We start from the raw sequence: 24,197 nt of genomic DNA on the forward strand, positions 1-24,197 counted from the left end.
GGGTTTCTAAACAGGAATTTCTTAGAAGATTATTACATTTGTTGCAGAATTATTAAATTATCAATTTTCAAACACACAATTATGAGCATACCAGCAAATTTAAAGTACACAAAAGATCACGAATGGGTTAGCATCGAAGGAGATGTTGCAACAGTAGGAATTACTCATTTCGCACAGAAAGAGTTAGGAGATATTGTGTATGTTGAAGTAGAAACTTTAGATCAAACACTTGATAAAGACGAGGTTTTTGGAACAGTTGAAGCTGTAAAAACAGTTTCAGATTTGTTTTTGCCTTTAACAGGAGAAATTATTGCTTTTAATGATAGTTTAGAAAGCGCTCCAGAAACAGTAAACTCTGATCCTTACGGAGCAGGATGGATGATTAAGATAAAAATTGCAGATGCTTCGGAAATAGAATCATTATTGTCTGATGAAGCATACAAACAATTAATAGGTGCCTAAACAAATCCTTTTAATCTGGGCGATTATTTGCTCGGGAATCATTGCATACTTTTGTTTGGTAGATTCGAGCAAAATACCTGTAGTCAATTTTCCGAGTATAGATAAAATCGTGCACTTTTGTTTTCATTTTGGATTTACAATTTCATGGATCTTGTTTTTCAAAAAGGAACTTAAAGGCAAAGAAGCAGATGATTATAAAGCCTATTTGATTTCGTTTATATTTTCCGTTTTTTTCGGAATTACAATCGAAATTTTGCAAAGTATTCTAACAGTTACCAGAGCTTCAGATGTAACAGATATTTTAGCAAATGCATTAGGTGCAGTCGTAGCAGTTTTTTCTGCGATAGCTTTTAAAAAACAGATTAGTAAAATATAAGAATATAATAACCCACTTCGGTGGGTTTTTTTATGATTTAAAATAAAGGTTTGTAAAAACTTATTTTGTCAGAATTTTAATGTATTTTTGTAGAATTCGATCTAATTTCAAAATTATGAATGTTAACCAATATTTAGATTCAACATATTTAAAAACAGCTTCTCAAGCCGGACTTACAGAAGAAGAGAATACTATTGTCGTAAAAAAAGCAATTGAAGAAGCGATTCAGGAGAAGTTTAAATTAATTATGATTAGGCCAAATTTTGTGAGTATGGCCAAAGAAATGATCGTAAAAGCAAACTCAGCTTTACTTGTTGGTACCGTAATAGATTTTCCAGAAGGAAAATCAAGTTTAGAAATTAAGATAAAAGAAGCCAATGAAGCAATTGAAAATGGAGCCGACGATTTGGATTTTGTTTGTAATTATGAAGCTTTCAAAAATGGTAATACTGAATTAGTGAAACAAGAAGTTCTAATAGGAACTCAGATTGGGCTGGCAAATAATAAAACCGTAAAATGGATTATAGAAGTCGCAGCTTTGAATGAAAAAGAAATTATTCAGCTTTCGTCACTTATAAAAAATGTAGTTGTATCCAATTTTAATGAAGAAGATTACGCGTCCGTTTTTGTGAAATCTTCAACAGGATTTTATAAAACCGAAAATGATCTGCCAAACGGTGCAACAATTCCTGCTGTAATTATAATGTTAGAAAATGCATCTCCTTTGTCTGTAAAAGCTGCAGGCGGCGTTCGTTCGTATGAAGATGCAGTAGAAATGATTCGTTTAGGAGTTAAACGTATTGGAACTTCAGCAGCAAAAGTAATTTCAGACGGTGGCAATACTACAAATCAGTATTAATTATAAGTCTAAATTTACGTGAACAAGATTTTTTTACTTGTTGTAGCTCTTTTATATCCTTATTTTCTCTTTTCACAAGAAACAAAAATAAAGCTCGGTTTTTCCACAGAGCAATTTCCAGTTTTTTCAAATTGTGAAAATCTTCAATCTAAAAATCTTGAAAACTGCTTTTATAAAGAAGTTCAGGATTTTGTATTTAATAATTTTAAAGTTCCCGAAAATCTTCGGCACAACAATTATAAAGGAGAAGTTAAAGTGCTTTTTGAAGTTGATGCCAATGGCAGTTTTAAAGTAATTTATGTCAATGCGGCAAATGAGTTATTGTCTGATGAAGTCAAACGCGTTTTTAGTAAATTTCCTAAAGTAAAACCTTCAACTTACAGCGGAAAACCAACTTACTCCCAATATACCATTTCCGTTGACATACCTTTAAAAAATGCAGATCAAATAGCCCAAGAAGCTTTGGCTGCCGCCGAAATTTTAAGACCAGTCGAAAAACCTACAACAGAATTAGATAGTATAGTCTATAAAAAGTACAAAATGCCTGAATTTGAAAGTCATTTAAATGTACCTTTTTCACACAGTTATTATGCGCAGTTTGATGGAGCTCTCAATCAAGTTGGAATTAATAATCATACAGCTTCAAAACCCTATACTTATACAGAAGTGTCTAAATATTATAATCTGATAGCGGTAAATCAATCACTTCAAAAAAAAGGTTCGACTTGGTTAGGAAGAAAATTTTGGAATGAAAATATGGTTCAGATTCAAGGAGAGGATTATTGGCTGGCATTAAATCCAATTGTCGATTTGCAAATGGGAAAGGCCTCAGATATTGATGCTTCATATACTTATGTAAATACTCGCGCGTTGAATTTTAGAGGAGGATTAGGAAAGCAAATTAATTTCACTACAACAGTTTTTGAAAGTCAAGGTCGTTTTGCAGGTTATTTTAATGATTATGCCGAATCGATAAAACCGTCTGGAGGAAATCCTGCAATTATTCCAGGAGTTGGAATTGCCAAGCGATTTAAAACTGATGCGTACGATTTTCCTTTAGCAGAAGCTGATATAACTTTTGTACCAAGTAAAGTTTTCGATTTTCAATTGGGTTATGGAAGAAATTTTATTGGAGACGGATATCGTTCTTTGCTCGAAAGTGATGGAGCCAGTCCATATCCTTATTTTAAAATTAATACCACTTTTTGGAAGATAAAATACACCAATACTTATATGTGGCTTAAGGATGTTCGCCCAGATGTGACAATCGAGAAAACATATGCGTCAAAGTTTATGGCAAATCATTACTTAAGCTGGAATGTTTCAAACAAATTAAATTTTGGCTTTTTTGAATCTGTGGTTTGGACGGATTCTAATAATAGAGGATTTGATGTTAATTTTGTAAACCCAATTATTTTTTATCGCACAGTTGAATTTACATCTTCCTCAAAAAGCGGAAATGCACTTTTAGGGATAACGTCAAAGTTCAAATGGAATAATCAGATCAATTTATACGGACAGTTTTTAATAGATGAATTTTCCGTATCAGATGTAAAAGCAGCAAATAAAAGTTGGAAGAATAAATTTGGAAGTCAAATTGGAGCCAAATATTATAATGCATTTCAAGTAAAAAATCTGTTTTTGCAGTTAGAATACAATCACGTTCGACCTTATGTGTACTCGCACAGTGCTGTAATTACAAACTACGGACACAATAATCAAAGTATTGGGCATCAATGGGGAGGTAATTTTGAAGAACTAGCGGCAATTGCACGTTATCATAAAGGGCGTATTTTTGCAGATGCCAAAATTACAACCGGTACAAGAGGATTAGATTTTGACACTGCAGAAGACAATTACAATTATGGTGGAAATATTTATAAAGGTTATGATGAAAAAAGACCTTATAATACTGGCGTAAAAGTAGGACAGGGAAATAAAACAAGTATTTTTATTAGCGATATTCAAGGCGGTTATTTAATAAACCCAATTACTAATTTAAAACTTTTTGGGAATTTTATTTATAGAAATTTTGATCCAACAAAAGAAACTACGTCAACTTTTAAACAAAATACCACTTGGTTTACGGTAGGATTGCGCTCTGATATTTTTAATTGGTACTTCGATTATTGAAATTTTTAATAAGATTTTTCGAAGTAATTGTGTTAAAGAATTGAAACTTCTCGATTTGGGACAGTTTTATTGAAAAAAATCTAAATTTATAGTTCTAAATTCTACAATCAAATTTGTACATTTGCACCACTCAAAAAAAATACAAACACTACGGTATTGAACGCTTCAAAAAAAACATTTTCAATAAAAGCAATATTTCAGGATTTCAAAGAGATTACTAAAGCAGGTTTAGCTATTAGTGTTTTGTTTTCTTCAATTGCTGGATATTTATTAGGTGTAAATGATGAGCATCCTTTTAAATGGAGTGTTTTGGCGGTTTTGGCAGTTGGAGGTTATTGTATGGTTGGAGCATCAAATGCTTTTAACCAAGTAATCGAAAAAGACATCGATTCTTTAATGGATCGTACAAAAAACCGTCCAGTTTCTTCAGGACGTATGTCGCCAACAACAGCGTTAATTGTTGCTAGTTTACTTACCATTATTGGTATTTCATTGCTTTATACAATAAATGCGAAATCAGCAATGTTTGCTGCAATTTCAATATTTCTATACACAAGTATTTATACACCATTAAAAACAGTAACTTCATTGTCTGTATTTGTAGGTGCATTTCCTGGAGCAATTCCTTTTATGTTGGGCTGGGTTGCTGCGACAGGAGAATTTGGCATAGAAGCAGGTACATTATTTTTAATTCAATTTTTCTGGCAGTTTCCTCATTTTTGGGCAATTGGCTGGTTTTTATATGAAGATTACGAAAAAGCAGGAATCTTTATGCTTCCAACCGGAAAAAAAGATAAAGGGACAGCTCTGCAGGTTATTTTATATACAGTTTGGCTTATTATTGCTTCATTACTGCCGGTTTTAGGGTATACAGGGCAATTGTTTATTTCGCCAATAGCTGCAGTTCTAGTGTTTTTATTAGGTTTATGGATGTTATTTTTTGCTGTTCGTTTGTATCAGCTTCGAACTGCAAAAGCAGCAAGAAAATTAATGTTAGTTAGTGTGTCTTATATTTCGCTGTTGCAGATAGTATATATAGTAGATAAATTTTTAAGATAGTTATTTATGGAAATGACAATGACAAAAAGTGAAGAGCAAGTAAGAAAATCAAAATCAGCTAAGTTGATTTTGTTGTTCGCAATGGTAAGTATGACCATGATGTTTGCTGGACTTACAAGTGCATTTGTGGTGAGTAAGTCAAGAGCTGACTGGTTGAAGAATTTTGAATTGCCAACAGCGTTTTATTATAGTACAGCAGTTATTATTGGGTGCAGTGTTACTTTTTATTTGGCTAAAAAAGCCATTCAAAAAGGAAATAGAAGCGCTACTACTGCTTTTTTATTAGGAACATTAGCCTTAGGAATCTTGTTTGTTGTGCTGCAGTTTGCTGGTTTTGGACAAATCGTTCAAAGCGGGTATTATTTTACTGGAGAAGGTAGCTCAATTACTACAACTTTCTTGTATGTAGTAACCGTTACGCACTTATTGCACTTGGCTGGAGGGTTAATTTCACTTTTAATTATAATTTATAATCATTTTAAACAAAAATACAATTCGACTCAAACTCTTGGAATAGAACTAGGTGCGATGTATTGGCACTTTTTGGATTTATTATGGTTATATTTATTTTTATTTTTATATTTCTTTAAATAAGAAAAAAACGTAAATTTGGGAACTTTTTAACGAATATCTTTTATGGGAGCGACAGTTACTACTGCAAACAACGACGAAAAAACTTGGGGAGGCGGTCATGAGATTCAGCCACTAGGAGCAAGTTATGGTAAAATGATGATGTGGTTTTTTATCGTATCAGATGCCTTGACTTTTTCTGGATTTTTAGGAGCCTATGGTTTTTCTAGATTTAAATTTATTGAAACTTGGCCATTGGCTGATGATGTGTTTACACACTTTCCTTTTATGCATGGTGTTTCGGCTCCTATGTATTATGTAGCCTTAATGACTTTTATTTTGATTTTTTCATCTGTAACAATGGTTTTGGCTGTTGATGCAGGGCATCAATTAAAGAAAACAAAAGTTGCAATTTACATGTTCTTAACAATTATTGGAGGTTTAATCTTCGTGGGCTCGCAAGCTTGGGAGTGGAAAAACTTCATTAAAGGTGAGTACGGTGCAGTTGAAACAGTAGGAGGTAGTTTGTTACAATTTGTTGACAAAGACGGTAAAAGAGTTGCTCTTGCAGATTTTGCTGTAAAATTACCAGAACAAAGAGAAGCTTTGACAAGAAATAAAACAACTTGGTTCATGGAAGATGCTCATGCATTGCCATCTTACACAGTTGCCGAAGTTCAAGCAGGATTTAAAGCACACCCTGAATTATTGATCAGAACAGAAAAGCTTACTGAGAAAAAGAAGAAAACTGTTCTTGATAGAGCAGAATCTGAAGCTCATTTAGCAACTGCAAAATATGTAGTAGAAGGTGCAAACTTGATTAGAAATGAGTACGGAAACAAATTGTTCGCTGATTTCTTCTTCTTTATTACAGGTTTCCACGGATTCCACGTATTTTCTGGAGTAATTATTAATATCATTATTTTCTTTAATGTGTTATTAGGAACTTACGAGAAAAGAAAAAGCTACGAAATGGTAGAGAAAGTTGGTTTATACTGGCACTTTGTAGATTTAGTTTGGGTATTTGTATTTACAGTTTTCTACTTAGTTTAATTTTAGATTTTAATTATTATGTCACACGAGCACGTATCAAATACAAAAAGAATCTGGTTTGTTTTCGCTTTACTATCAGTAGTAACTACAGTAGAAGTTATTTTAGGTATTCTTAAACCAGAATCATTAGAACTTACTCATTTTGTTGGTTTGAATTTATTAAACTGGATATTTTATATCTTAACTATTTTCAAAGCATATTATATAGTATGGGCATTTATGCACATGGAAGGTGAAAAAAGCAACCTTAGATGGTCTGTTGTGTCGCCTGTTATATTCCTAGTTTTATATTTATTGTTTATTCTATTGACAGAAGGACATTATATTTATGGGGTTTTTAAAGATTCTACTATTAAATGGAATTTTTAACATGATATTAATTCGAAAAGAAGCTCCGTTTTGCGGAGCTTTTTTTATTTTTGTACCTCAATAACTTCTGTTAATACAATGAAAAAAAATATAGTTCTTTTTGTACTTTTTGTTTTGCCAATTGTAGCCTATTTGTTTTTTGCTTCAGGCGTAAATAGTTTTACAACACTTCCGGTAATTACACCAAAGATTGCTGATTTTGGAGATTGGAAATCTTTAGATGGCAAAAAAGTTTCTCTCGATAAAAAAATTACGGTTTTAGGATTTTCGGGTTCTGATATTTTAAGTAACAGAGGAAATTATTTTAATCTCAACGAAAAAATATACAAACGTTATTATGGTTTTGAAGACCTTCAATTCGTAGTAGTCTGTCCAGAAGGTACAGAAGAAGAAGCTCAAAAAGTACTTGACGCACTTAAGCCTTTTACAGATGTTAAAGGATGGAATTTTATTTTTGCTCCACCTGCTGAAATAGAAACTTTTTACAATCAATTGCATTTAAAAGGAAAACTAGATAAAAACCTTGGAACTCCAAATGTTTATATCATAGATAAAGAAAGAAACTTAAGAGGTCGTAAAGGCGGAGATAATGATAAAAAAGACGAATACAAAGAAGGGTACAATACTTTTCATCCGTCAGAATTGAGTAATGAAATGCTCGATGATTTTAAAATTATTTTGTATGAATACCGTGCAGCATTAAAAAAGAATCATAACGCTACTAAACAACTTTAAACTCATATATAATGTTCAAAAACAAATCATACATAGGAATTTCATTTATTATTCTAATTTTTGGAATTTATGCAGTACCTAAAATAGTAGATAGAATAAAGAATGGTGAAGTTGTAAAAGGAAACCGTTTGGATAACGTAGGGTTGAAAAATTCTAAAGCAGATGGAAAATTAATAACAATAGGTCCAGCTCCAAAATTCGAATTGACTAATCAAGACAACGTTAAAGTGTCTAACGCTGATTACAAAGGGAAAGTTTATGTATTAGAATTTTTCTTTACTACTTGCCCGTCAATCTGTCCAAAAATGAATTTAAGCATGTTGGAGATTGAGAAAACGTTCTTTGGTAATCCAAACTTCGGAATTGTTTCTATAACCATTGATCCAGCTCACGATACACCGCAAGTGTTAAAAGATCATGCAAAGTTATTAGGAGTGAAATCATCAACTTGGAATTTTCTAACTGGAGATAAAACTACAATTATGGATTTATCAAATAAAGGGTTTAATCTTTATGCAGGGGAAAATGAAAAAGTAAGCGGTGGTTTTGAGCACTCAGGTTTATTTGCTTTAATAGATAAAGACGGAAACATTCGCTGCAGAAAAGACGAATATGGTAATCCAAGTATTTATTATGATGGGTTAGATAAAAAAGGAGTTAGAGAAATTCAACAAGATATTAAAATATTATTAGAAGAATAAAAATGGAAGATCAGTCTTTAGAAAAAAAGTTCAGCAAATTTATTATTGCCGTTTCGATTGTGATACCTGTGGTTGTTGCAATTTTATTCGGAATCAAATTAAAAGATTTTGGAATTAATGTAGAGCCGCTTTCTTTTTTACCTCCTATATACGCTACAACAAATGGTATTACAGCAATTGTTTTGGTTTGGGCAGTAATCGCTGTTAAAAACGGAAAACGAAAGCTGCATGAAAGATTAATGACACTAGCAATTGGTTTGTCAGTAGCCTTTTTAGTGATGTATGTGGCTTATCATATGACTGCAGACTCTACTAAGTTTGGAGGCGAAGGTATTGTACGTTATGTATACTTCTTTATTTTATTAACCCATATTTTGTTGTCAATTGCGATAATTCCATTAGTGCTAATCACGTATGTAAGAGCACTCGCAAAACGATTTGACAAACACAAAAAAATAGCTAAAATTACTTTTCCGCTTTGGTTGTATGTTGCGGTTACAGGTGTTGTAGTTTACTTAATGATTTCTCCTTATTATGCTAATTAAAAACAAAAATAAGTTTCAAGTTTCAAGTTTCAGGATGCAGAGAATATCTTTTGTTGTCTTATTATTCTTTATTGGAGTTGTTGCAAATGCCCAATGTGCAATGTGTCGAGCAGCACTTGGCGGTGATTCAAATGTAAAAAAAGCGGAAGCAGTAAATGATGGAATCGTTTATTTAATGGTTATTCCATATTTACTTGTAGGTATAATTGGGTATCTTATTTATAAGATGTACCAATCTAAAAAGAAAAAGGCGGAATAATTATTCTGCCTTTTTCTTTTTATTTCAATCCGTTAACCGATACATTAACCGTTCCGTTGATTTTTATAAAAGCAATGATCGCTTGATTCGTCAGCTGTATTTTGTCAAACTGAATATCTTCCATTTTTCCATTTACAAAAACTCCAGGCATTGGCGAGTAGTTTTTAAGATAAGCAGCCATGTTTTTTTTGCCTTCTTCTAAATTAGGCTGTATAGAATAACGACAGCTTTGTTCCATTTTTCGAATTACATATCCTTGCGCAAGCCAGCTTGCAGTTCTCATTAGCTTGCTTTTAGTGTCTAGAACGTAATCAAGTTTGTCAAAATAGATTTCTTTAGTTTGTGGATTGTATTGCGGAAATCCGTTTAAATAAAGCGTTCCATTTATAGAACCTAAAACATCTAGAGCGATTACCATTTTCCCATCTTTATGCCAAATAGTAACATTTTTAACCGTTATTTTTTTGCTTCCAGAGCCAAACTCTTGTCCGGCAAAATTTTTAGTCATAATTTTTGAAGCATCTACATAACTCGAAATTGCAGCAATATTTGCTGAAATCTGGTTCGGAATTTTTGTAACGGGCTTTAAAACTATTTTATTAGCATTAAATTTAGATTCTGGTTGTTTGCCTACAATAGTTTCCATATTGCATTTCATACCCATATCCATTAAAAAAGAATCGTTTTTCAGCTTTGCATTAGTCGAGTAAATTTCGACAGGAACAATTCGAAGCCAGCTTTCATAAGTGTCACTCATTTGAAATGGTGTACAGATTTTTTCTAAAGCAGATAAAACATTAGGTTTAAAATCCATAGACTTTTCAATTGCGTCATCTATTTTGCGCTCCAATTTAGATTTGAAAATGGAGATAGCAGGATTTATTAAATAAGTAATAGGCATATTTTTTCCAAAAACACTCATTGTAGGACTTTCGTTCCAATCAAGTGATTTAAATTCTGTTTTGGTGTTTAATTTCCAATTTGTCAAAGCAGCTTCACTGGATAAAGTAATTACGCCGTTTAAATTAAATTCGCGTATATCGTAAAGATCCACTCCTAGTTTCTTGGTTCCTATTCTGTATTTTATATTGGCTTTTAATGGCAGGATTGTTTTTATTTTTTTATCCGGATTGGCAGGGTCATTTTGAATTTTTATAGGAGCCTGTTTCCAAATTTTCATTTGAATGTCGTCATCTTCGATATCATTATCCTCATAAATTAATCCCGTTAATAAAGCGTTTGTCTGGCTTTCAATATCGGTAAGTTTTACGGTTATTGGCAAATTTATAAAAGATGGATTTGCATCATAAACCAACGGGCTTGCGTCATCTGGCTCAGGCTTTAGCGTTTCAAGTTTTTGAGTTGTTGAACAGCTGGAAATTACTGTAAATGCAGTAAATAATGATAACCTTAAAAGAAATTTCATTTGTATTAAATTTTTAAAGTGCAACAAAATTAAGAAAACAATTAAATTATCTTAAAAAAGTGTAACAATTGGTTAAGATCGCCGTCTTATTTAGATATGGAAACGAAATTATTAACGTTTTGTTATCATAAATTACTTATAAAAAATATTATTATTGTTTAAAAATTTAACAATACCATGATCGAGATCAAAGATTTACACAAATCCTATAAAATGGGAAGTTCGGAATTACATGTGTTAAAAGGGATAAATTTTAATATAGCCGAAGGAGAATTAGTTGCGATTATGGGTTCGTCTGGATCTGGTAAATCTACGCTTCTTAATATTTTGGGAATTTTAGATGAGGCCGATTCGGGAAGTTATATTTTAGACAAAACCCCAATTAAGAAGTTAAACGAAACTTTGGCTTCAAAATATCGCAATAAGTTTTTAGGTTTTGTATTTCAATCCTTTAATTTGATAAACTACAAATCAGCTCTTGATAATGTTGCAATGCCTTTATACTACCAAGGAATAAAAAGAAAAGAGCGTTATGATATTGCGTTAAAGTATCTTGAAAAAGTAGGTTTGGGCTCGCATTCACATCATTTACCTAATGAACTTTCAGGAGGACAAAAACAACGTGTTGCGATTGCAAGAGCATTAGCATCAAATCCTAAAGTTTTATTGGCTGATGAACCAACAGGTGCATTAGATACGAAGACTTCATACGAAGTTATGGAGCTTATTCAAGGAATTAACGATGAAGGAAAGACTATTTTAATCGTTACGCACGAACCAGATATTGCCGCAATGTGCAAAAGAAATGTTGTCCTGAAAGACGGATTAATTATCGATGATAAATTAGTAGAACAAGTTAGAGCTTCATCTTATGTTTAATATTGAGCGTTGGCAAGAAATATTTGAGGCAATTTCCAAAAATCGGCTGCGAACCTTCTTAACAGGTGTTTCCGTTGCTTCTGGGATTTTTATTTTGGTGATTTTACTAGGAGCTGGTAAAGGTCTTCAAAATGGTATTGAAAAACAATTTGAACGTGATGCTGCTGGTCTAATTGAGGTTTGGTCTGGTACAACAACAAAGGAGTACAAAGGACTTAACCCAGGAAGACGAATTCAGTATCGAAACAGTGATTTTAATCAAGCAGTTCAAAAGTTTGAAGACAAACTAGATTTGAGAGCTTCAACACAGAATTATTGGGGAGCACCTTTTGCATACGGAAAGGAATCAGGGAATTATCAGTACAGAGGAGTTGATCCAGATTATGGCGCTGTTGAAAATCTTACGATAGTTCAGGGGCGATATGTAAATGCTAAAGATTTACAGAATAATGAAAAAGTTGCTGTTATCGGAATGAAATTAAAAACGGATTTGTTTAAAGACAAAGAGGCTCTTGGGAAAGAAATTTCAATTAATAAAATTAATTTTAAAGTAGTTGGAATTTTTTCTGATCCTGGAGGAGAAAGAGAAGAAACAAGAGCATATCTGCCATTGAGTACTGTACAAAGAACTTTTGGTGCCGGAGATAAAATCAGTAATTTGTTTTTTACTTTAAAAAAGACAAATGATTATGATGAAGCTTTGGCGCAATCTGAAAAATTTACTCAGGATTTAAAAGATTTATTGAAGAGTAAAAATATAGTTGCTCCAGATGATGATGGTGGAGTAGGAGTTTACAATTCGGTTAAAGATGCCAAGCAGTTTTATGATCTAAATTTATACATCAGATTGTTTTTTTGGTGGGTTGGTATCTGTACTATTATTGCCGGGGTTGTTGGTGTTAGTAATATTATGTTGATTATTGTAAAAGAAAGAACAAAAGAAATTGGAATTAGAAAAGCCTTAGGTGCATCTCCATTTTCTATTATTACAATGATTCTTCATGAATCTATATTTATTACCACAATTGCTGGTTTTGTAGGACTGCTTGCCAGTTTGTTATTGTTGGAATTTGTTGGACCGATGGTACAGAGTGAATATTTTCAGAATCCTGAGGTAGATTTCAGTGTAGCCTTAACAACGCTTGCATTGCTTGTATTTGCAGGAGCACTTGCTGGATTTTTTCCAGCATACAGAGCAGCCAAAATTAAACCTATTGTAGCACTTAGAGACGAATAATTATGTTTAAGAAAGATAATTGGGACGAGATTTTACAGGCCTTAACGGCAAATCCTTTCAGAACGATTCTGACTGCTTTTGGTGTTTTTTGGGGAATTTTCATTCTTGTAATTCTACTTGCGGCAGGTAATGGCTTGGAAAATGGAATTAAAAAAGGATTTGACGGAATTGCTACTAATACCATGTTTATGTGGAGTCAGACGACTTCAAAAGCCTATAAAGGACTTCCTAAAATACGTCGTTACGATTTTAGAAATAGTGATGTTGCAGCCTTAAAAGCGGCATTGCCAGACTTATTATATGTTTCGCCAAGGAATCAGTTAGGAGATTTTAACGGGACAAATAACGTGGTTCGTGGTACAAAAACATCTGCATTTACGGTATACGGAGATTATCCAGAGCTGATAAAACAGCAGCCGATGGATATCATAAAAGGTAGATTTGTAAATCAGCAGGATATTCAAGAAAGAAGAAAGGTTGCAGTAATTGGTAAAGGAGTTATCAGCGAACTTTATGGTAAAGAAGAGGAATGTATTGGAACCTATGTAAAAATTAATGGTATAAACTTTATGGTTGTTGGAGTTTATAATTCTAAACAGCAAGGTGGAAATGCAGAGCAAGAGCAAAAAAATATCTTTATTCCTTTTACCACTTTTCAGCAGGCTTTTAATTTTGGAGACAAAGTAGGCTGGATGGCTATTACTGCAAAAGATGAAACTTCGATTACGTCATTAAAACCAAAAATTCTAGAATTAATTAAAGCGCTTCATTCTGTAAATCCAACTGATGATAGAGCAGTGGGGAATTTTGATTTGTATGAGCAATTTAATAAAGTACAAAGTTTGTTTAATATTTTGAAAATCATTGCTTATTTTGTTGGAACGCTGGTTTTGATTTCTGGTGTTATCGGAATTTCAAATATTATGCTTATTGTGGTTAAAGAACGAACTAAAGAAATTGGAATTAGAAGAGCGTTGGGTGCAACACCTGCCGCTATTCGCGGACAAATTTTAGCTGAATCTATATTTTTAACTATTATTTCAGGTATGTTAGGAATAGCTGTCGCAACTGGAATTATTGCGATTTTAAATATGGTTTTAGATTCTATGCCTCCGGGTAGTAATACTATGTTTGCAAATCCAAGTGTAGATTTAGGAGTTGTATTTGTTGCCTTACTTATACTAGTAGGGTCAGGTTTGCTGGCAGGTTTTATTCCTGCACAAACTGCCATTAATGTTAAGCCGGTAGATGCTTTACGAACAGAATAAAATTATCAATCAAAAATAATCGATTAAACCAAAAACAAAATGAAAAAAGGATTTACTGTAACCATTTTAATTTTAATTGCCGTAGTTTTTTTTGGCGCACTTTACTATTTGTACGCAAAGAATCAAGAGCCGCCTATAGTATTTAAAACTGAGAAAGCAGAAATTAAAACAATTGTAAAAAATACAATTGCGACTGGGAATATTCAACCTGATGAAGAAGTCTTAATCAAACCAAACATTTCAGGTATTATTGAAGAAGTTTATATCAAAGCAGGAGAAAAAATTAAAGCAGGCGACATGATTGCAAAAATTAGAGTCGTTGCCAATGTATCTAATGTAAGCAGTACTCAAAATCAAGTGCAAACAGCAAAAATTGCTTTAGATAATCAAGAGAAAATTTATCAAAGACAAAAAACACTTTTTGATAAAGATGTAATCTCTGCTAATGATTTTGATGCAGCACAATTGGCTTACAAACAAGCGAAGCAAAATTATTTAGCTGCAAAACAAAGCTTAGATATTGTTAAAACAGGAACAACAACATCATTAGGAAATTACGCAAATACCTTAATTCGTTCAACTGTAAACGGAATGGTTTTAGCAGTTCCTGTAAAAGTAGGAAATCAAGTTATTGAAAGTAATAACTTTAATGAAGGTACTACTATTGCCAGCGTTGCCGATGTTGGAAGAATGATTTTTATTGGAAAAATTGATGAATCTGAAGTAGGTAAAATTAAAGAGAAAATGCCTATCGAAATTACAGTTGGAGCAATTGAAAACAAAAAATTTGAAGCCGTACTTACTGATATAGCGCCAAAAGGAGTAACAGAAAATGGAGCAATTCAGTTTGAAATTAAAGCCAAATTAGAAAATAATGACGGTACTTTTATCAGAGCTGGTTTAAGTGCAAATGCATCTATTATTCTTGAAAAAGCGGATAAAGTAATGGCTATAAAAGAGTCATTGGTTCAGTTTGACAAAAAAACACAAAAACCATATGTTGAAGTCGAAACAGCTCCTAAGAAATTCGAAAGAAGAGATTTAGTTTTAGGAGTAAGCGATGGAATTTATGTTCAGGTTAAAAGCGGTATTAAAAACACCGATAATATTAAAATCTGGAACCAAGGTTTAATCAACGAAGGCGAGAAAAAATAGATTGAAATTGTAAGAAGTTTTTTGGTTTTAAAAAATGTTAAATTTGTGCAGCTTGGCCGCTGTACTTTCACTCAAAATATATGAAAATAAATAAATATAATAGTCTTGTTTTCGCCATGTTGTTCGGTTTAGGATTATCAGGGCATGCTCAAACAAAACAGTGGACACTAGAGGAATGTGTACGATATGCATTAGATAATAATATAACTATAAAGCAGACAGAACTAGATGTTAAAACAGCTGATATTGATAAAAAAGGAGCATTTGGCAACTACTTACCATCAGTAAGCGGAAATGCTTCGCATTCTTGGAATATTGGTTTGAATCAGGATGTTACAACAGGACTTTTGCGTAATCAAACCACGCAATATTCTTCTGTAGGACTTAATGCTGGTGTTGATATTTACAAAGGTCTGCAAAATCAAAACGCATATCGAAAAGCTAAATTAGCGATTGTAGCTTCAAAGTATCAATTGTTAAAAATGCAGGAAGATATTTCGCTGAATGTGGCAAATGCTTTTCTTCAAATTTTATCGAATAAAGAAGATTTGAAAATTAAAAAAGAGCAGCTTATTATTGATGAAAAACGTTTAAAACGTTCTGAAGAAATGGTAAATGCAGGAACAATTCCGCGTGGCGATTTATATGATTTAAAAGCTACAGTTGCTACTGATCAGCAAAATATTACCGTTTCAGAGAATAATTTATTGATTTCGAAACTAAGTTTAGCACAGCTTTTACAGCTTAAAGAATTTACAGATTTTGATGTTGTTGATGACACGAATGCAAAAGATGAAAATAACATCATGGCGCAAAATCCTATTGATATTTACAATAAAGCAAAAGAGACTAGAACAGAGTTAAAATTGGCTCAAACTAATCTTGAGATTGCTGAGAAAAATGTAGCAATCGCAAAAGGAGCTTATCAGCCGACACTTACAGGTTTTTATGGGTTTAATACGAGAGCAAGTTACAGCGATCAGATTAAACTAGATGCAAATGATAAACCTTATACAGTAGGACCTGATCCTATTTTTGATCAGTTTAGTAAGAATAAAGGACATAACTTTGGTTTTCAATTGAATGTTCCTATATTTAATGGTTTTGCTACTAGAAATAATGTTGAAAGAAACAAAGTAACTTTAGAGAAATCTAAAATAGATTTAGAGCAAAAAAGTTTAGATTTGCAACGTAACGTTTATACTGCTTTTACAGATGCAAAAGGCGCTTTAAATACTTATGAGTCAACAGTAGTAACGTTAGAAGCGAGACAGCAGGCATATAATTATGCTAAAGAAAAGTATGATGTTGGTTTAATGAATTCATTCGATTTTACACAAGCACAAACTTTGCTGACAAATGCACAGTCAAATGTTATTAGATCGAAATACGATTATATGTTTAAGATTAAAATAATCGAATTCTATTTCGGAATTCCAATTGTTCCAATTATTTCAAAATAATTTATTATGTCAAAAAAAACAATTTACTTCTTACTCGGCGGAGCTGTTGTACTTATTTTCGCATTAGTTGGTCTTTCCAAAGCAGGAGTAATAGGAAGTAAAGATGAAGGAAAAGAAGTTGAAATTTCTAAAGTAGCATCATCAACAATTGTTGAAACAGTTTCAGCAACTGGTAAAATTCAGCCTGAAATAGAAGTAAAATTATCATCAATGGTTTCAGGTGAAATTATTGCTTTAAATGTAAAAGAAGGTCAAGTTGTAAAAAAGGGAGATTTACTAGTTAAGATAAATCCTGATTTGTATACTTCTGGTTTAGAGCGTTCGGTTGCCAATTTATCTGGAACAAAAGCAGGTTTAACGCAATCTGAAGCGAGTTTTAAAGAAGCCAAAGCAAGTTACGAACGTAATAAAACGTTGTACGATAAAGGTGTAATTTCAAAATCAGATTGGGATAAGGCTATTTCAACCTACGAAGTTGCAAAAGCGACAAAGCAAAATGCTTATTACAATGTTCAAAGTGCATCAGCATCGGTAACAGAAGCACGTGATAACTTAGGCCGTACAACAATTTATGCTCCTGCAGACGGAACGATTTCAGTTTTAAATGTTGAGTTAGGAGAACGTGTTTTAGGGACGCAACAAATGGCTGGTACAGAGCTTTTGAGAGTGGCAAACCTAAACAATATGGAAGTTGAAGTTGATGTAAACGAAAATGATATTGTAAAAGTAAAAATTGGAGACGAAGCTAATGTTGAAGTAGATGCTTACTTGAAAAAGAAATTTAAAGGTATTGTAACCAGTATTTCAAACTCAGCAAGTACAACTTTGACGTCAGACCAAGTAACAAATTTTAAAGTTAAGGTTCGCATTTTAAAAGAATCTTACCAAGATTTATTAGAAGGAAAACCTAGTACGTATTCTCCTTTTAGACCTGGAATGACTGCTACAGTTGATATTATTACAACAACTAAAACTAATGTTTTAGCCGTGCCAATTAGTTCTGTAGTTGTAAAATCAGATACTACTGCTGTAAAAGACTTTAAAGTTGAAGATCCAAATGAAGACAAAAAAGCAGCTCCAAAAAGCGATAAAAAGTTTGAGTGTGTTTTTGTAAAAGTAGGAGATAAAGCAAAAATCAGAATCATTAAAACGGGAATTCAGGATGATACGAATATCGAAGTAATGTCTGGTTTAAAAGCAGGGGATGTTGTAATTACAGGTCCTTATACAACAGTATCTAAAGATTTAAATTCTGGAGATAAAGTGAAGCTTAAAAAAGAAGAAGCACCTAAAAAGTAGTTTCTAAATAATACAAATTTTTAAAATTAATATTTTGTCTTTTATTTTAAATATCGAAACAGCAACCAAGAATTGTTCAGTATCCATTGCAAAAAACGGGGAAACTATTTTATGTAAAGAGATCGCTGAAGAAGGTTACTCACATGCTGAAAAACTGCACGTTTTCATTGAAGAGGTTATTGCTGAATCTGGAGTTTCAGTTCAAGATTTAAATGCAATCGCAGTAAGTCAAGGGCCGGGATCTTATACAGGTTTGAGAATTGGAGTTTCGGCTGCAAAAGGATTGTGCTATGCGTTAAATATTCCGCTAATTGCAGTTGATACTTTGCAAACTTTAGCTTCGCAGGTTTCTGTTTCTGAAGGAAAAATTATTCCAATGCTTGATGCTAGAAGAATGGAAGTTTACAGCGCTGTTTTTAATGCAAAAATTGAAATAGAAAGACCAATTCAAGCAGAGATTATAAACGAAGATTCTTTTGCTGAATATACAGATACTATTTATTTTGTTGGAGATTGTGCTGATAAATGCAAAGCTGTTTTAACAAAAGAAAATTTTATCTTTTTAGAAGAAGTTAAATATCCTTCGGCTAGAGAAATGAGTAAAATCAGTTATGATAAGTATCAAAAAAGCGACACTGTAGATGTCGCTTATTTTGAACCGTATTATCTAAAAGATTTTATGATGACACTGCCATCAAAAAAATAACACTTATTTTATTTTTGAATTGTAAATGGCTGAATAGAAATTCCTGCTTCATCTAGAGCTGTTTTGCAATTCTCTAATGTTTCAGAAAAAACAGTACCATAATTAGCATTTTTTGCCCACGGGCGTACTGCAAAATCAACAGAGCTGGCAGACAGATTTTTTACAAAAACTTCTGGTGCCGGCGCTTTAAGTACATTTGGATTTTTATTTAAAACATCTAAAAGAATATCTTTTGCCTTTTTAATATCAGAATCATATGAAATTGAAAATGTCAAATCGGCTCTTCTTTCTCCCTGCATTGAGTAGTTAATAATTGTTCCGTTTGATAACGCCCCATTTGGAACAAAAACCGTTTGGTTATTTCCTGTAAGCATTTTGGTAACAAAAATTTGAATTTCTAAAACAGTTGCAATAACACCTTGTGCTTCGATAGTATCGCCTACTTTAAAAGGTTTGAAAACAATAATCAGCATACCGCCTGCAAAATTAGAAAGTGATCCTTGCAATGATAAACCAACAGCAAGTCCCATTGCTCCTAAAATAGCTACAAACGAAGAAGTTTCAATTCCTAGTTTTGAAATAAAAGTAACGAATAATAAAATTCTAAGTGCCCACAACAAAATGTCGGCAAGGAATTTAGTTAAAGTAGGATCAAGATTTCTCTTAACCATTATTTTTCTAATAACTCTATTGATTAATCGTATTGCATATAAACCTACAAATAAGATTAAAAAGGCTGAGATTAGCTTTGGCGAATAATCGATTAGAATGTCAAAAAATTTTGCTGCGTAATTACTCAGTTGTTCTGGACTCATGTTCATCTTTTTTTTGAATAAAAAAACCTTCTCTCAGAGAAGGTATATTAGTGGTACAAATATAAAAATATTTCTTTTTATAGAAAAGCCATGTATTCTTAATCTTTGTCTGTTTTATCAGAAATTTTGTCTATTTCTGCGGCACTGGCTTCGCTTGCATCGGCAACGGTTTCTGATGCAATTGTTTTAGTATTGTTGGTAAATTCGTTTGTTTTTTCTTTTACAGATTCAACTACATTGTCTAATGCGTCAGATGCTTTATCAGCATATTCGCTTACAATGTCTTTTGCCTGATGCGCATAATCAGCCGCATTAGCGATTATAGGTTCAGAAGCTTCTTTGACTTTCGAAATAGTTTCATCAGCAAAGGTTTCTGCCTTATCAATATAAGGAGCAGCGGCTTCTTTAGCTTGTTCAAAAGTACTTTCGGCTTGGTCAGCCAGATCAACCACAGTTTCTTTGGCAGTGCCAAATAAATTTTTAAAGAATGAATTTAATCCCATAATTTTCTAATTGATTGGTTTATAATACAATATTAACGAATTTTTCGTGAAATAGTAATCTGATCACGTAATAATTTATTGAAAAACAATGAGATATAAAAAAAGCGTCCGAGATTATCGAACGCTTTTCTTTATTTAAAGCAAAACTATTGTTATGCGTTTACTGCTTCAACTTTAATAGCTTCATCATTAAGCATGCTTTTCAACATGTTTTCGATACCACTTTTTAAAGTAAAAGTAGATGATGGGCATCCGCTGCAAGCTCCTTGCAAAATCACTTTTACCGTTTTATCATCTTCATTATAAGAATCAAAAGCGATATTTCCACCATCTGCAGCAACTGCAGGTTTTACGTACTCTTCAAGAATATTAATAATCTGCTGAGACGTAACATCTAGTTTGTCAAATGCTTCATCTTTTGTAACGTCATTTTTAGTGGCTGTTTGAACTAAGCTTTCATCTAAAACAGTTCCTCCGTTTTCGATAAATTGTTTGATAAAAGTTCTTAATTCCAAAGTGATTTCTGCCCAGTCGTTGATTTCATACTTAGTAACAGAAATATAGTTCTCATCAATAAAAACCTCTTTTACGTAAGGGAATTTAAATAACTCTTGTGCTAACGGAGACGAAGCCGTTTGATCGATGTTTTTATACTCAATTGCATTTCTAGTCAGCATTCTGCTTACCACAAACTTTAAAGCTGCCGGGTTTGGAGTTGTTTCTCCGTAAACCGTAATAGGCTGCTTTTTAGTCTTATTTTCATCGATTGTTATAATAACACCGCCTTTGTCTACAAATGCTGCAATTTGTTCTGCAACAGCATCTTTTACATCATCCCATTCAACAATACTGTATCTTTCGATAGCAATAAAATTTCCTGAGATATAAACCGTTTTTACAAATGGTAAATAAAACAATTGCTGTGCTAAAGGAGAAGCTTGTGCTTCGTCGATATTTTTGAACTCAAAGTTTTGATTTTGAGTAATGAAGTCTTCAAATTCGAACTTTAATATAGTAGGATTTTGTGTTTCTTTTATAGTGATTTTTGTCATGGCAGTAATTTTTTGCAAATTTACTAAAGTTATTTTCTACTAATACCTATATTTGATTTTTTAATAAAATAATTATGACTCTTTTCAAGAAATTCGTACTTAATTATTAAGAGTATAAAATATTTGTAAACTCATCGGTTATTATGATGTTAAGAATCAGGTTTTTATTTATTTTTTTAATCACGACTTTTTTTTCTTATTCTCAAGAAGGAATTCCAGTTTATTCAGATTATTTATCAGATAATTATTACTTGATTCATCCATCAATGGCTGGAGCAGCAAATTGTGCAAAAATTAGATTGACAGCTAGGAAACAATGGTTTGGTCAGGAAGATGCACCTTCGCTTCAAACTTTAAGTTTTAATGGCAGAGTAGGCGAGCGATCAGGAGCAGGTATTATTGTTTTTAATGATAAAAATGGGTATCATTCTCAAAAAGGCGTAAAAGTTACATATGCACATCATCTTATGTTTTCAAGAGATGAAATCGACTTAAATCAGCTTTCATTTGGTATCAGCGGCGGATTGATTCAAAGCCAGTTGGATGAAACTAAATTTGGAGGTACTTTTGATCCTATTGTTTTTGGTTCAATTCAAAAAGACTCTTATTTTAATGTAGACATTGGTGCTTCGTATAATTTTCTTGATTTTTATGCACACGCTACAATTCAGGGTCTGATTGAAACACGACGAGAGTTGTATACAGATTACGAAAGTAATAATTTAAGAAAGTTTCTTTTAAGTGCCGGATATGTATTTGGCAAAAGAGACAAGATCACTTGGGAGCCTTCAATTTTGTTTCAATTGTTTGATCAAACGAAAGAAAAGTCAATCGATCTAAACATGAAAGCTTACAAAAACATGGATTTTGGAAGTTTGTGGGCAGCTTTGTCTTATCGAAGAAGTTTTGATGGTGCACAATTTACTTCGGGAGGTGGTGTTTCATCTCAAAAATTGCAATATTTCACTCCTATTATTGGAGTAAACTATAAAAATTTTATGTTTGCTTATACCTATTCTCAAGTTATGGGTGATGTAAAATTTGATACTGGAGGATATCATCAAATAACTTTAGGAATTAATTTATTTTGTAAAAAGGAGCGTTACGATTGTAACTGTCCTGCAATTAATTAAAAAAATATCATGCTTATTAAATCTGTAAATGGGAAATCGCCTTTGATTCCAGAAGATTGCTATGTTGCTGAAAATGCTACAATTGTTGGAGATGTTACATTTGGTGACTCTTGCAGTGTTTGGTTCAACGCCGTTATTAGAGGAGATGTTCATTTTATAAAAATTGGAAATAAAGTAAACATTCAAGATGGAGCGATAATTCACTGCACGTATCAAAAACATCCAACAATTATAGGGAATAATGTTTCGATTGGACATAATGCCATTGTTCACGGCTGTACAATACAGGATAATGTATTAATTGGAATGGGAGCAATTGTAATGGATAATTGTATTGTAGAAAGTAACTCGATTGTTGCCGCTGGAGCGGTTTTAACACAAAATACAGTTGTTCCGTCAGGAACTATTTTTGCGGGTGTTCCTGCGAAAAAAGTAAAAGATATTGACCAGTCTGATTTTGCAGGTGAAATCGAACGTATTTCAAACAATTATGTGATGTATTCTGGATGGTTTAAAAATGAAGAATAAATTATAAAAAATTACAAAAAATATAAAATCCAAATTCCAAAAGAGTCAAACCTTTGAATTTGGATTTTTTTATTTAATCGAATTATAAATTGATTTTTTCAAAGAAAGCATTCTTGTAGCTTTCACTAATAGGAATCCGTTTATCACTAATCAAAACCTTATTTTTTTGTATTGATTTCACATGTTTTATGTTAATGATATAAGATCTGTGAATTCTGGAGAATCCTTTGCTTGAGAGTAAATTTTCAAGTTTTATTAAGCTGATTAATGTTAGTGTATATTTATTATCGGTTGTATAAATTTTTACATAATCCTTTAAACCTTCGATGAATAAGATATCAGCAAAATTCATTTTAACATTTTCGTATTCAGCTCTTACAAACATAAAATCCTGCTCAAGTTCTGGAGTAAGCGTATTTTCAGCAATTGAAGAAACAGCTGCAGCAGGATTAACAATTTGCTGTGCGCGTACTACTGATTTTAGAAAACGGTGAAAAGGAATTGGTTTTACTAAATAATCGACAGCACCAAGATTAAATCCTTCTACAGCATAATCAGAATAAGCAGTTGTAAAAATAACAAGCGGTTTTTTCTCGATAGTATTTAAAAAATCTATCCCAGAAAAATGCGGCATTTGAATGTCTAAAAAAATCAAATCAACATTATTTTGATTGATAAATGAAACGGCATCAATAGCATTATTAAAAGTACTGATCAATTCAAGTGAATCGACTTTTTGTACAAAATCTTCCAGTAATTCAACAGCTAATGGTTCGTCATCTATAATTACACATTTCATCTGCAGGAGTTTAAATTTATTTGGTTTGGAATTCAAAAGTAGTTTTAAACCAGTAAATTAAGTTTTAAAATTATCATAAAATACTGGTTTTGATGTCAATTATCCGTTTACAGTAATTGTTTTGGTCAAAGTATAACCATCAGTCAAATTACCTGTTAAAACTGCCAGTTCGCTGGCAAGACTGTCTGCAAAAACATTATCTCTCGTATTAGAAGTGTCAGCTTGTCCGTGAGCAGCATAATTAGTACTTGAGTAAACAGTACTCGAAGTACTTTCAGGAAAAGCAATTTGAGTAACTAATAATGAAGATCCGCTGCTTGATAAAACTTCAACATGTACATGCGGAGCTCTGCCTTGGTACCATCCTGGATAGATAGAAATAAATGAAACTTCTCCTTTATCATTTGTTGCTTGTCTTCCTCTTAAAAAATGAACAGAAGTATAATCTGTCTGCTGCATTTGAGTTCCGCCGTATTCAGAATAATTGCCGTCTTTGTCGCAATGCCATACATCAACTAAAACATTCGAGAGCGGCAGGCAGTTATTGTTTTTATTTTCAATAATTAAATTGATTAATAGAGCAACTCCAACTCGATCAGATTTTATATTTTCTAAAACTAATTGACTTGGTGTTTTGATAGGAAAAGGACCTTTAGTTTCAGATGGCGAAACTGTGCAGCTTCCGTATTCAGATGAATCAGTGCCAGAATCATCATTATCACTTTTAGAGCATGACTCTAATAATTTTGAAGCACCAGCCAAAGCTGTGATGCCCAAAAGACCATTTCGGATGAATTTTTTTCTGTCCATAAT

The 24,197-nt window shown here is 32.5% G+C and carries 27 protein-coding genes; 21 read left to right on the top strand and 6 right to left on the bottom strand.

What is annotated here, in order from left to right; genetic code table 11:
- The first annotated feature begins 81 nt into the window (after nucleotides 1–81).
- From gcvH to ACHRV0_RS10330, 12 genes are all read left to right on the top strand, one after another.
- Entirely contained in the window at nucleotides 82–462 is a 381-nt protein-coding gene (gene gcvH / locus ACHRV0_RS10275) for a glycine cleavage system protein GcvH (protein WP_089054433.1), read from the top strand.
- The gene (locus tag ACHRV0_RS10280; RefSeq protein WP_395440783.1) at nucleotides 455–838 is read left to right on the top strand and encodes a VanZ family protein; all 384 of its coding nucleotides are present in this window, start codon (nucleotides 455–457) and stop codon (nucleotides 836–838) included. Before gcvH ends, ACHRV0_RS10280 begins: the two co-directional genes overlap by 8 nt.
- 115 nt (nucleotides 839–953) lie before the next feature.
- Nucleotides 954–1,697 (top strand): deoxyribose-phosphate aldolase, encoded by a 744-nt coding sequence (gene deoC / locus ACHRV0_RS10285; RefSeq protein WP_395440784.1) that lies wholly within the window; start codon nucleotides 954–956, stop codon nucleotides 1,695–1,697.
- An 18-nt stretch (nucleotides 1,698–1,715) separates the two neighbouring features.
- Nucleotides 1,716–3,830, top strand: coding sequence for an energy transducer TonB (locus tag ACHRV0_RS10290; protein WP_395440785.1), 2,115 nt, complete (start codon nucleotides 1,716–1,718; stop codon nucleotides 3,828–3,830).
- A 156-nt stretch (nucleotides 3,831–3,986) separates the two neighbouring features.
- The gene (cyoE, locus tag ACHRV0_RS10295; protein WP_395440786.1) at nucleotides 3,987–4,889 is read left to right on the top strand and encodes a heme o synthase; all 903 of its coding nucleotides are present in this window, start codon (nucleotides 3,987–3,989) and stop codon (nucleotides 4,887–4,889) included.
- A 6-nt stretch (nucleotides 4,890–4,895) separates the two neighbouring features.
- Nucleotides 4,896–5,483, top strand: a complete 588-nt coding sequence (locus ACHRV0_RS10300; protein ID WP_089054438.1) for a cytochrome c oxidase subunit 3 — start codon at nucleotides 4,896–4,898, stop codon at nucleotides 5,481–5,483.
- Nucleotides 5,484–5,525: 42 nt separating this feature from the next.
- On the top strand, nucleotides 5,526–6,512 hold the full coding sequence (locus ACHRV0_RS10305; protein WP_089054439.1) for a cytochrome c oxidase subunit 3: 987 nt from the start codon (nucleotides 5,526–5,528) through the stop codon (nucleotides 6,510–6,512).
- Nucleotides 6,513–6,530: 18 nt separating this feature from the next.
- Nucleotides 6,531–6,881, top strand: coding sequence for a cytochrome C oxidase subunit IV family protein (locus tag ACHRV0_RS10310; protein WP_089054440.1), 351 nt, complete (start codon nucleotides 6,531–6,533; stop codon nucleotides 6,879–6,881).
- 78 nt (nucleotides 6,882–6,959) lie between these two features.
- The gene (locus tag ACHRV0_RS10315) at nucleotides 6,960–7,616 is read left to right on the top strand and encodes a hypothetical protein (protein ID WP_395440787.1); all 657 of its coding nucleotides are present in this window, start codon (nucleotides 6,960–6,962) and stop codon (nucleotides 7,614–7,616) included.
- Nucleotides 7,617–7,627: 11 nt separating this feature from the next.
- Nucleotides 7,628–8,317, top strand: coding sequence for an SCO family protein (locus tag ACHRV0_RS10320; protein WP_129024173.1), 690 nt, complete (start codon nucleotides 7,628–7,630; stop codon nucleotides 8,315–8,317).
- 2 nt (nucleotides 8,318–8,319) lie between these two features.
- Entirely contained in the window at nucleotides 8,320–8,862 is a 543-nt protein-coding gene (locus ACHRV0_RS10325; RefSeq protein ID WP_089054443.1) for a DUF420 domain-containing protein, read from the top strand.
- 34 nt (nucleotides 8,863–8,896) lie between these two features.
- Complete coding sequence (locus ACHRV0_RS10330; RefSeq protein WP_395440788.1) at nucleotides 8,897–9,121, top strand: hypothetical protein; 225 nt, start codon at nucleotides 8,897–8,899, stop codon at nucleotides 9,119–9,121.
- Nucleotides 9,122–9,140: 19 nt separating this feature from the next.
- Here ACHRV0_RS10330 and ACHRV0_RS10335 read toward each other — a convergent pair whose 3' ends face one another.
- The gene (locus ACHRV0_RS10335; protein WP_129024170.1) at nucleotides 9,141–10,547 is read right to left on the bottom strand and encodes a DUF4403 family protein; all 1,407 of its coding nucleotides are present in this window, start codon (nucleotides 10,545–10,547) and stop codon (nucleotides 9,141–9,143) included.
- Nucleotides 10,548–10,724: 177 nt separating this feature from the next.
- Between ACHRV0_RS10335 and ACHRV0_RS10340 the strand changes: the two genes are divergently transcribed.
- The 7 genes from ACHRV0_RS10340 to tsaB all read left to right on the top strand — a co-directional run bounded on the left by ACHRV0_RS10340 (nucleotide 10,725) and on the right by tsaB (nucleotide 18,554).
- Nucleotides 10,725–11,426, top strand: a complete 702-nt coding sequence (locus tag ACHRV0_RS10340) for an ABC transporter ATP-binding protein (protein ID WP_089054446.1) — start codon at nucleotides 10,725–10,727, stop codon at nucleotides 11,424–11,426.
- Nucleotides 11,419–12,663: an ABC transporter permease gene (locus ACHRV0_RS10345; RefSeq protein WP_129056235.1), complete on the top strand. Its 1,245-nt coding sequence runs from the start codon at nucleotides 11,419–11,421 to the stop codon at nucleotides 12,661–12,663. Before ACHRV0_RS10340 ends, ACHRV0_RS10345 begins: the two co-directional genes overlap by 8 nt.
- Nucleotides 12,664–12,665: 2 nt before the next feature.
- Nucleotides 12,666–13,931, top strand: a complete 1,266-nt coding sequence (locus ACHRV0_RS10350) for an ABC transporter permease (protein WP_089054448.1) — start codon at nucleotides 12,666–12,668, stop codon at nucleotides 13,929–13,931.
- A gap of 39 nt (nucleotides 13,932–13,970) precedes the next feature.
- Nucleotides 13,971–15,086 carry an efflux RND transporter periplasmic adaptor subunit gene (locus tag ACHRV0_RS10355; protein WP_089054449.1) on the top strand — a complete coding sequence of 372 codons (1,116 nt, stop codon included), beginning with the start codon at nucleotides 13,971–13,973 and terminating at the stop codon, nucleotides 15,084–15,086.
- A gap of 80 nt (nucleotides 15,087–15,166) precedes the next feature.
- Nucleotides 15,167–16,549: a TolC family protein gene (locus ACHRV0_RS10360; protein ID WP_129024169.1), complete on the top strand. Its 1,383-nt coding sequence runs from the start codon at nucleotides 15,167–15,169 to the stop codon at nucleotides 16,547–16,549.
- 6 nt (nucleotides 16,550–16,555) lie between these two features.
- Nucleotides 16,556–17,848 carry an efflux RND transporter periplasmic adaptor subunit gene (locus tag ACHRV0_RS10365; RefSeq protein WP_395440789.1) on the top strand — a complete coding sequence of 431 codons (1,293 nt, stop codon included), beginning with the start codon at nucleotides 16,556–16,558 and terminating at the stop codon, nucleotides 17,846–17,848.
- Between the two features lie 34 nt (nucleotides 17,849–17,882).
- Nucleotides 17,883–18,554, top strand: a complete 672-nt coding sequence (gene tsaB / locus ACHRV0_RS10370) for a tRNA (adenosine(37)-N6)-threonylcarbamoyltransferase complex dimerization subunit type 1 TsaB (RefSeq protein WP_395440790.1) — start codon at nucleotides 17,883–17,885, stop codon at nucleotides 18,552–18,554.
- Nucleotides 18,555–18,562: 8 nt separating this feature from the next.
- Here the strand turns inward: tsaB and ACHRV0_RS10375 are convergent, their stop codons facing one another.
- The 3 genes from ACHRV0_RS10375 to ACHRV0_RS10385 all read right to left on the bottom strand — a co-directional run bounded on the left by ACHRV0_RS10375 (nucleotide 18,563) and on the right by ACHRV0_RS10385 (nucleotide 20,924).
- Nucleotides 18,563–19,375: a mechanosensitive ion channel family protein gene (locus ACHRV0_RS10375; protein WP_395440791.1), complete on the bottom strand. Its 813-nt coding sequence runs from the start codon at nucleotides 19,373–19,375 to the stop codon at nucleotides 18,563–18,565.
- A 92-nt stretch (nucleotides 19,376–19,467) separates the two neighbouring features.
- Nucleotides 19,468–19,872 (bottom strand): YtxH domain-containing protein, encoded by a 405-nt coding sequence (locus ACHRV0_RS10380; protein ID WP_395440792.1) that lies wholly within the window; start codon nucleotides 19,870–19,872, stop codon nucleotides 19,468–19,470.
- A gap of 152 nt (nucleotides 19,873–20,024) precedes the next feature.
- Nucleotides 20,025–20,924: a NifU family protein gene (locus tag ACHRV0_RS10385; RefSeq protein ID WP_089059108.1), complete on the bottom strand. Its 900-nt coding sequence runs from the start codon at nucleotides 20,922–20,924 to the stop codon at nucleotides 20,025–20,027.
- Nucleotides 20,925–21,067: 143 nt separating this feature from the next.
- Here ACHRV0_RS10385 and ACHRV0_RS10390 point away from each other — a divergent pair, with 143 nt between their 5' ends.
- Both ACHRV0_RS10390 and ACHRV0_RS10395 read left to right on the top strand, forming a co-directional pair.
- Nucleotides 21,068–22,057: a type IX secretion system membrane protein PorP/SprF gene (locus ACHRV0_RS10390; protein ID WP_129024165.1), complete on the top strand. Its 990-nt coding sequence runs from the start codon at nucleotides 21,068–21,070 to the stop codon at nucleotides 22,055–22,057.
- A gap of 9 nt (nucleotides 22,058–22,066) precedes the next feature.
- Nucleotides 22,067–22,585, top strand: a complete 519-nt coding sequence (locus tag ACHRV0_RS10395) for a gamma carbonic anhydrase family protein (RefSeq protein ID WP_099720282.1) — start codon at nucleotides 22,067–22,069, stop codon at nucleotides 22,583–22,585.
- Nucleotides 22,586–22,667: 82 nt separating this feature from the next.
- On the opposite strand, the gene ACHRV0_RS10400 is transcribed toward ACHRV0_RS10395, so the two are convergent.
- Nucleotides 22,668–23,384, bottom strand: a complete 717-nt coding sequence (locus ACHRV0_RS10400; RefSeq protein WP_395440793.1) for a LytR/AlgR family response regulator transcription factor — start codon at nucleotides 23,382–23,384, stop codon at nucleotides 22,668–22,670.
- A 99-nt stretch (nucleotides 23,385–23,483) separates the two neighbouring features.
- On the bottom strand, nucleotides 23,484–24,194 hold the full coding sequence (locus ACHRV0_RS10405) for an intradiol ring-cleavage dioxygenase (protein ID WP_395440794.1): 711 nt from the start codon (nucleotides 24,192–24,194) through the stop codon (nucleotides 23,484–23,486).
- Between the last annotated feature and the right edge of the window lie 3 nt (nucleotides 24,195–24,197).

Source organism: Flavobacterium sp. FlaQc-30 (assembly GCF_044005885.1).
Classification (GTDB): Bacteria; Bacteroidota; Bacteroidia; order Flavobacteriales; family Flavobacteriaceae; genus Flavobacterium.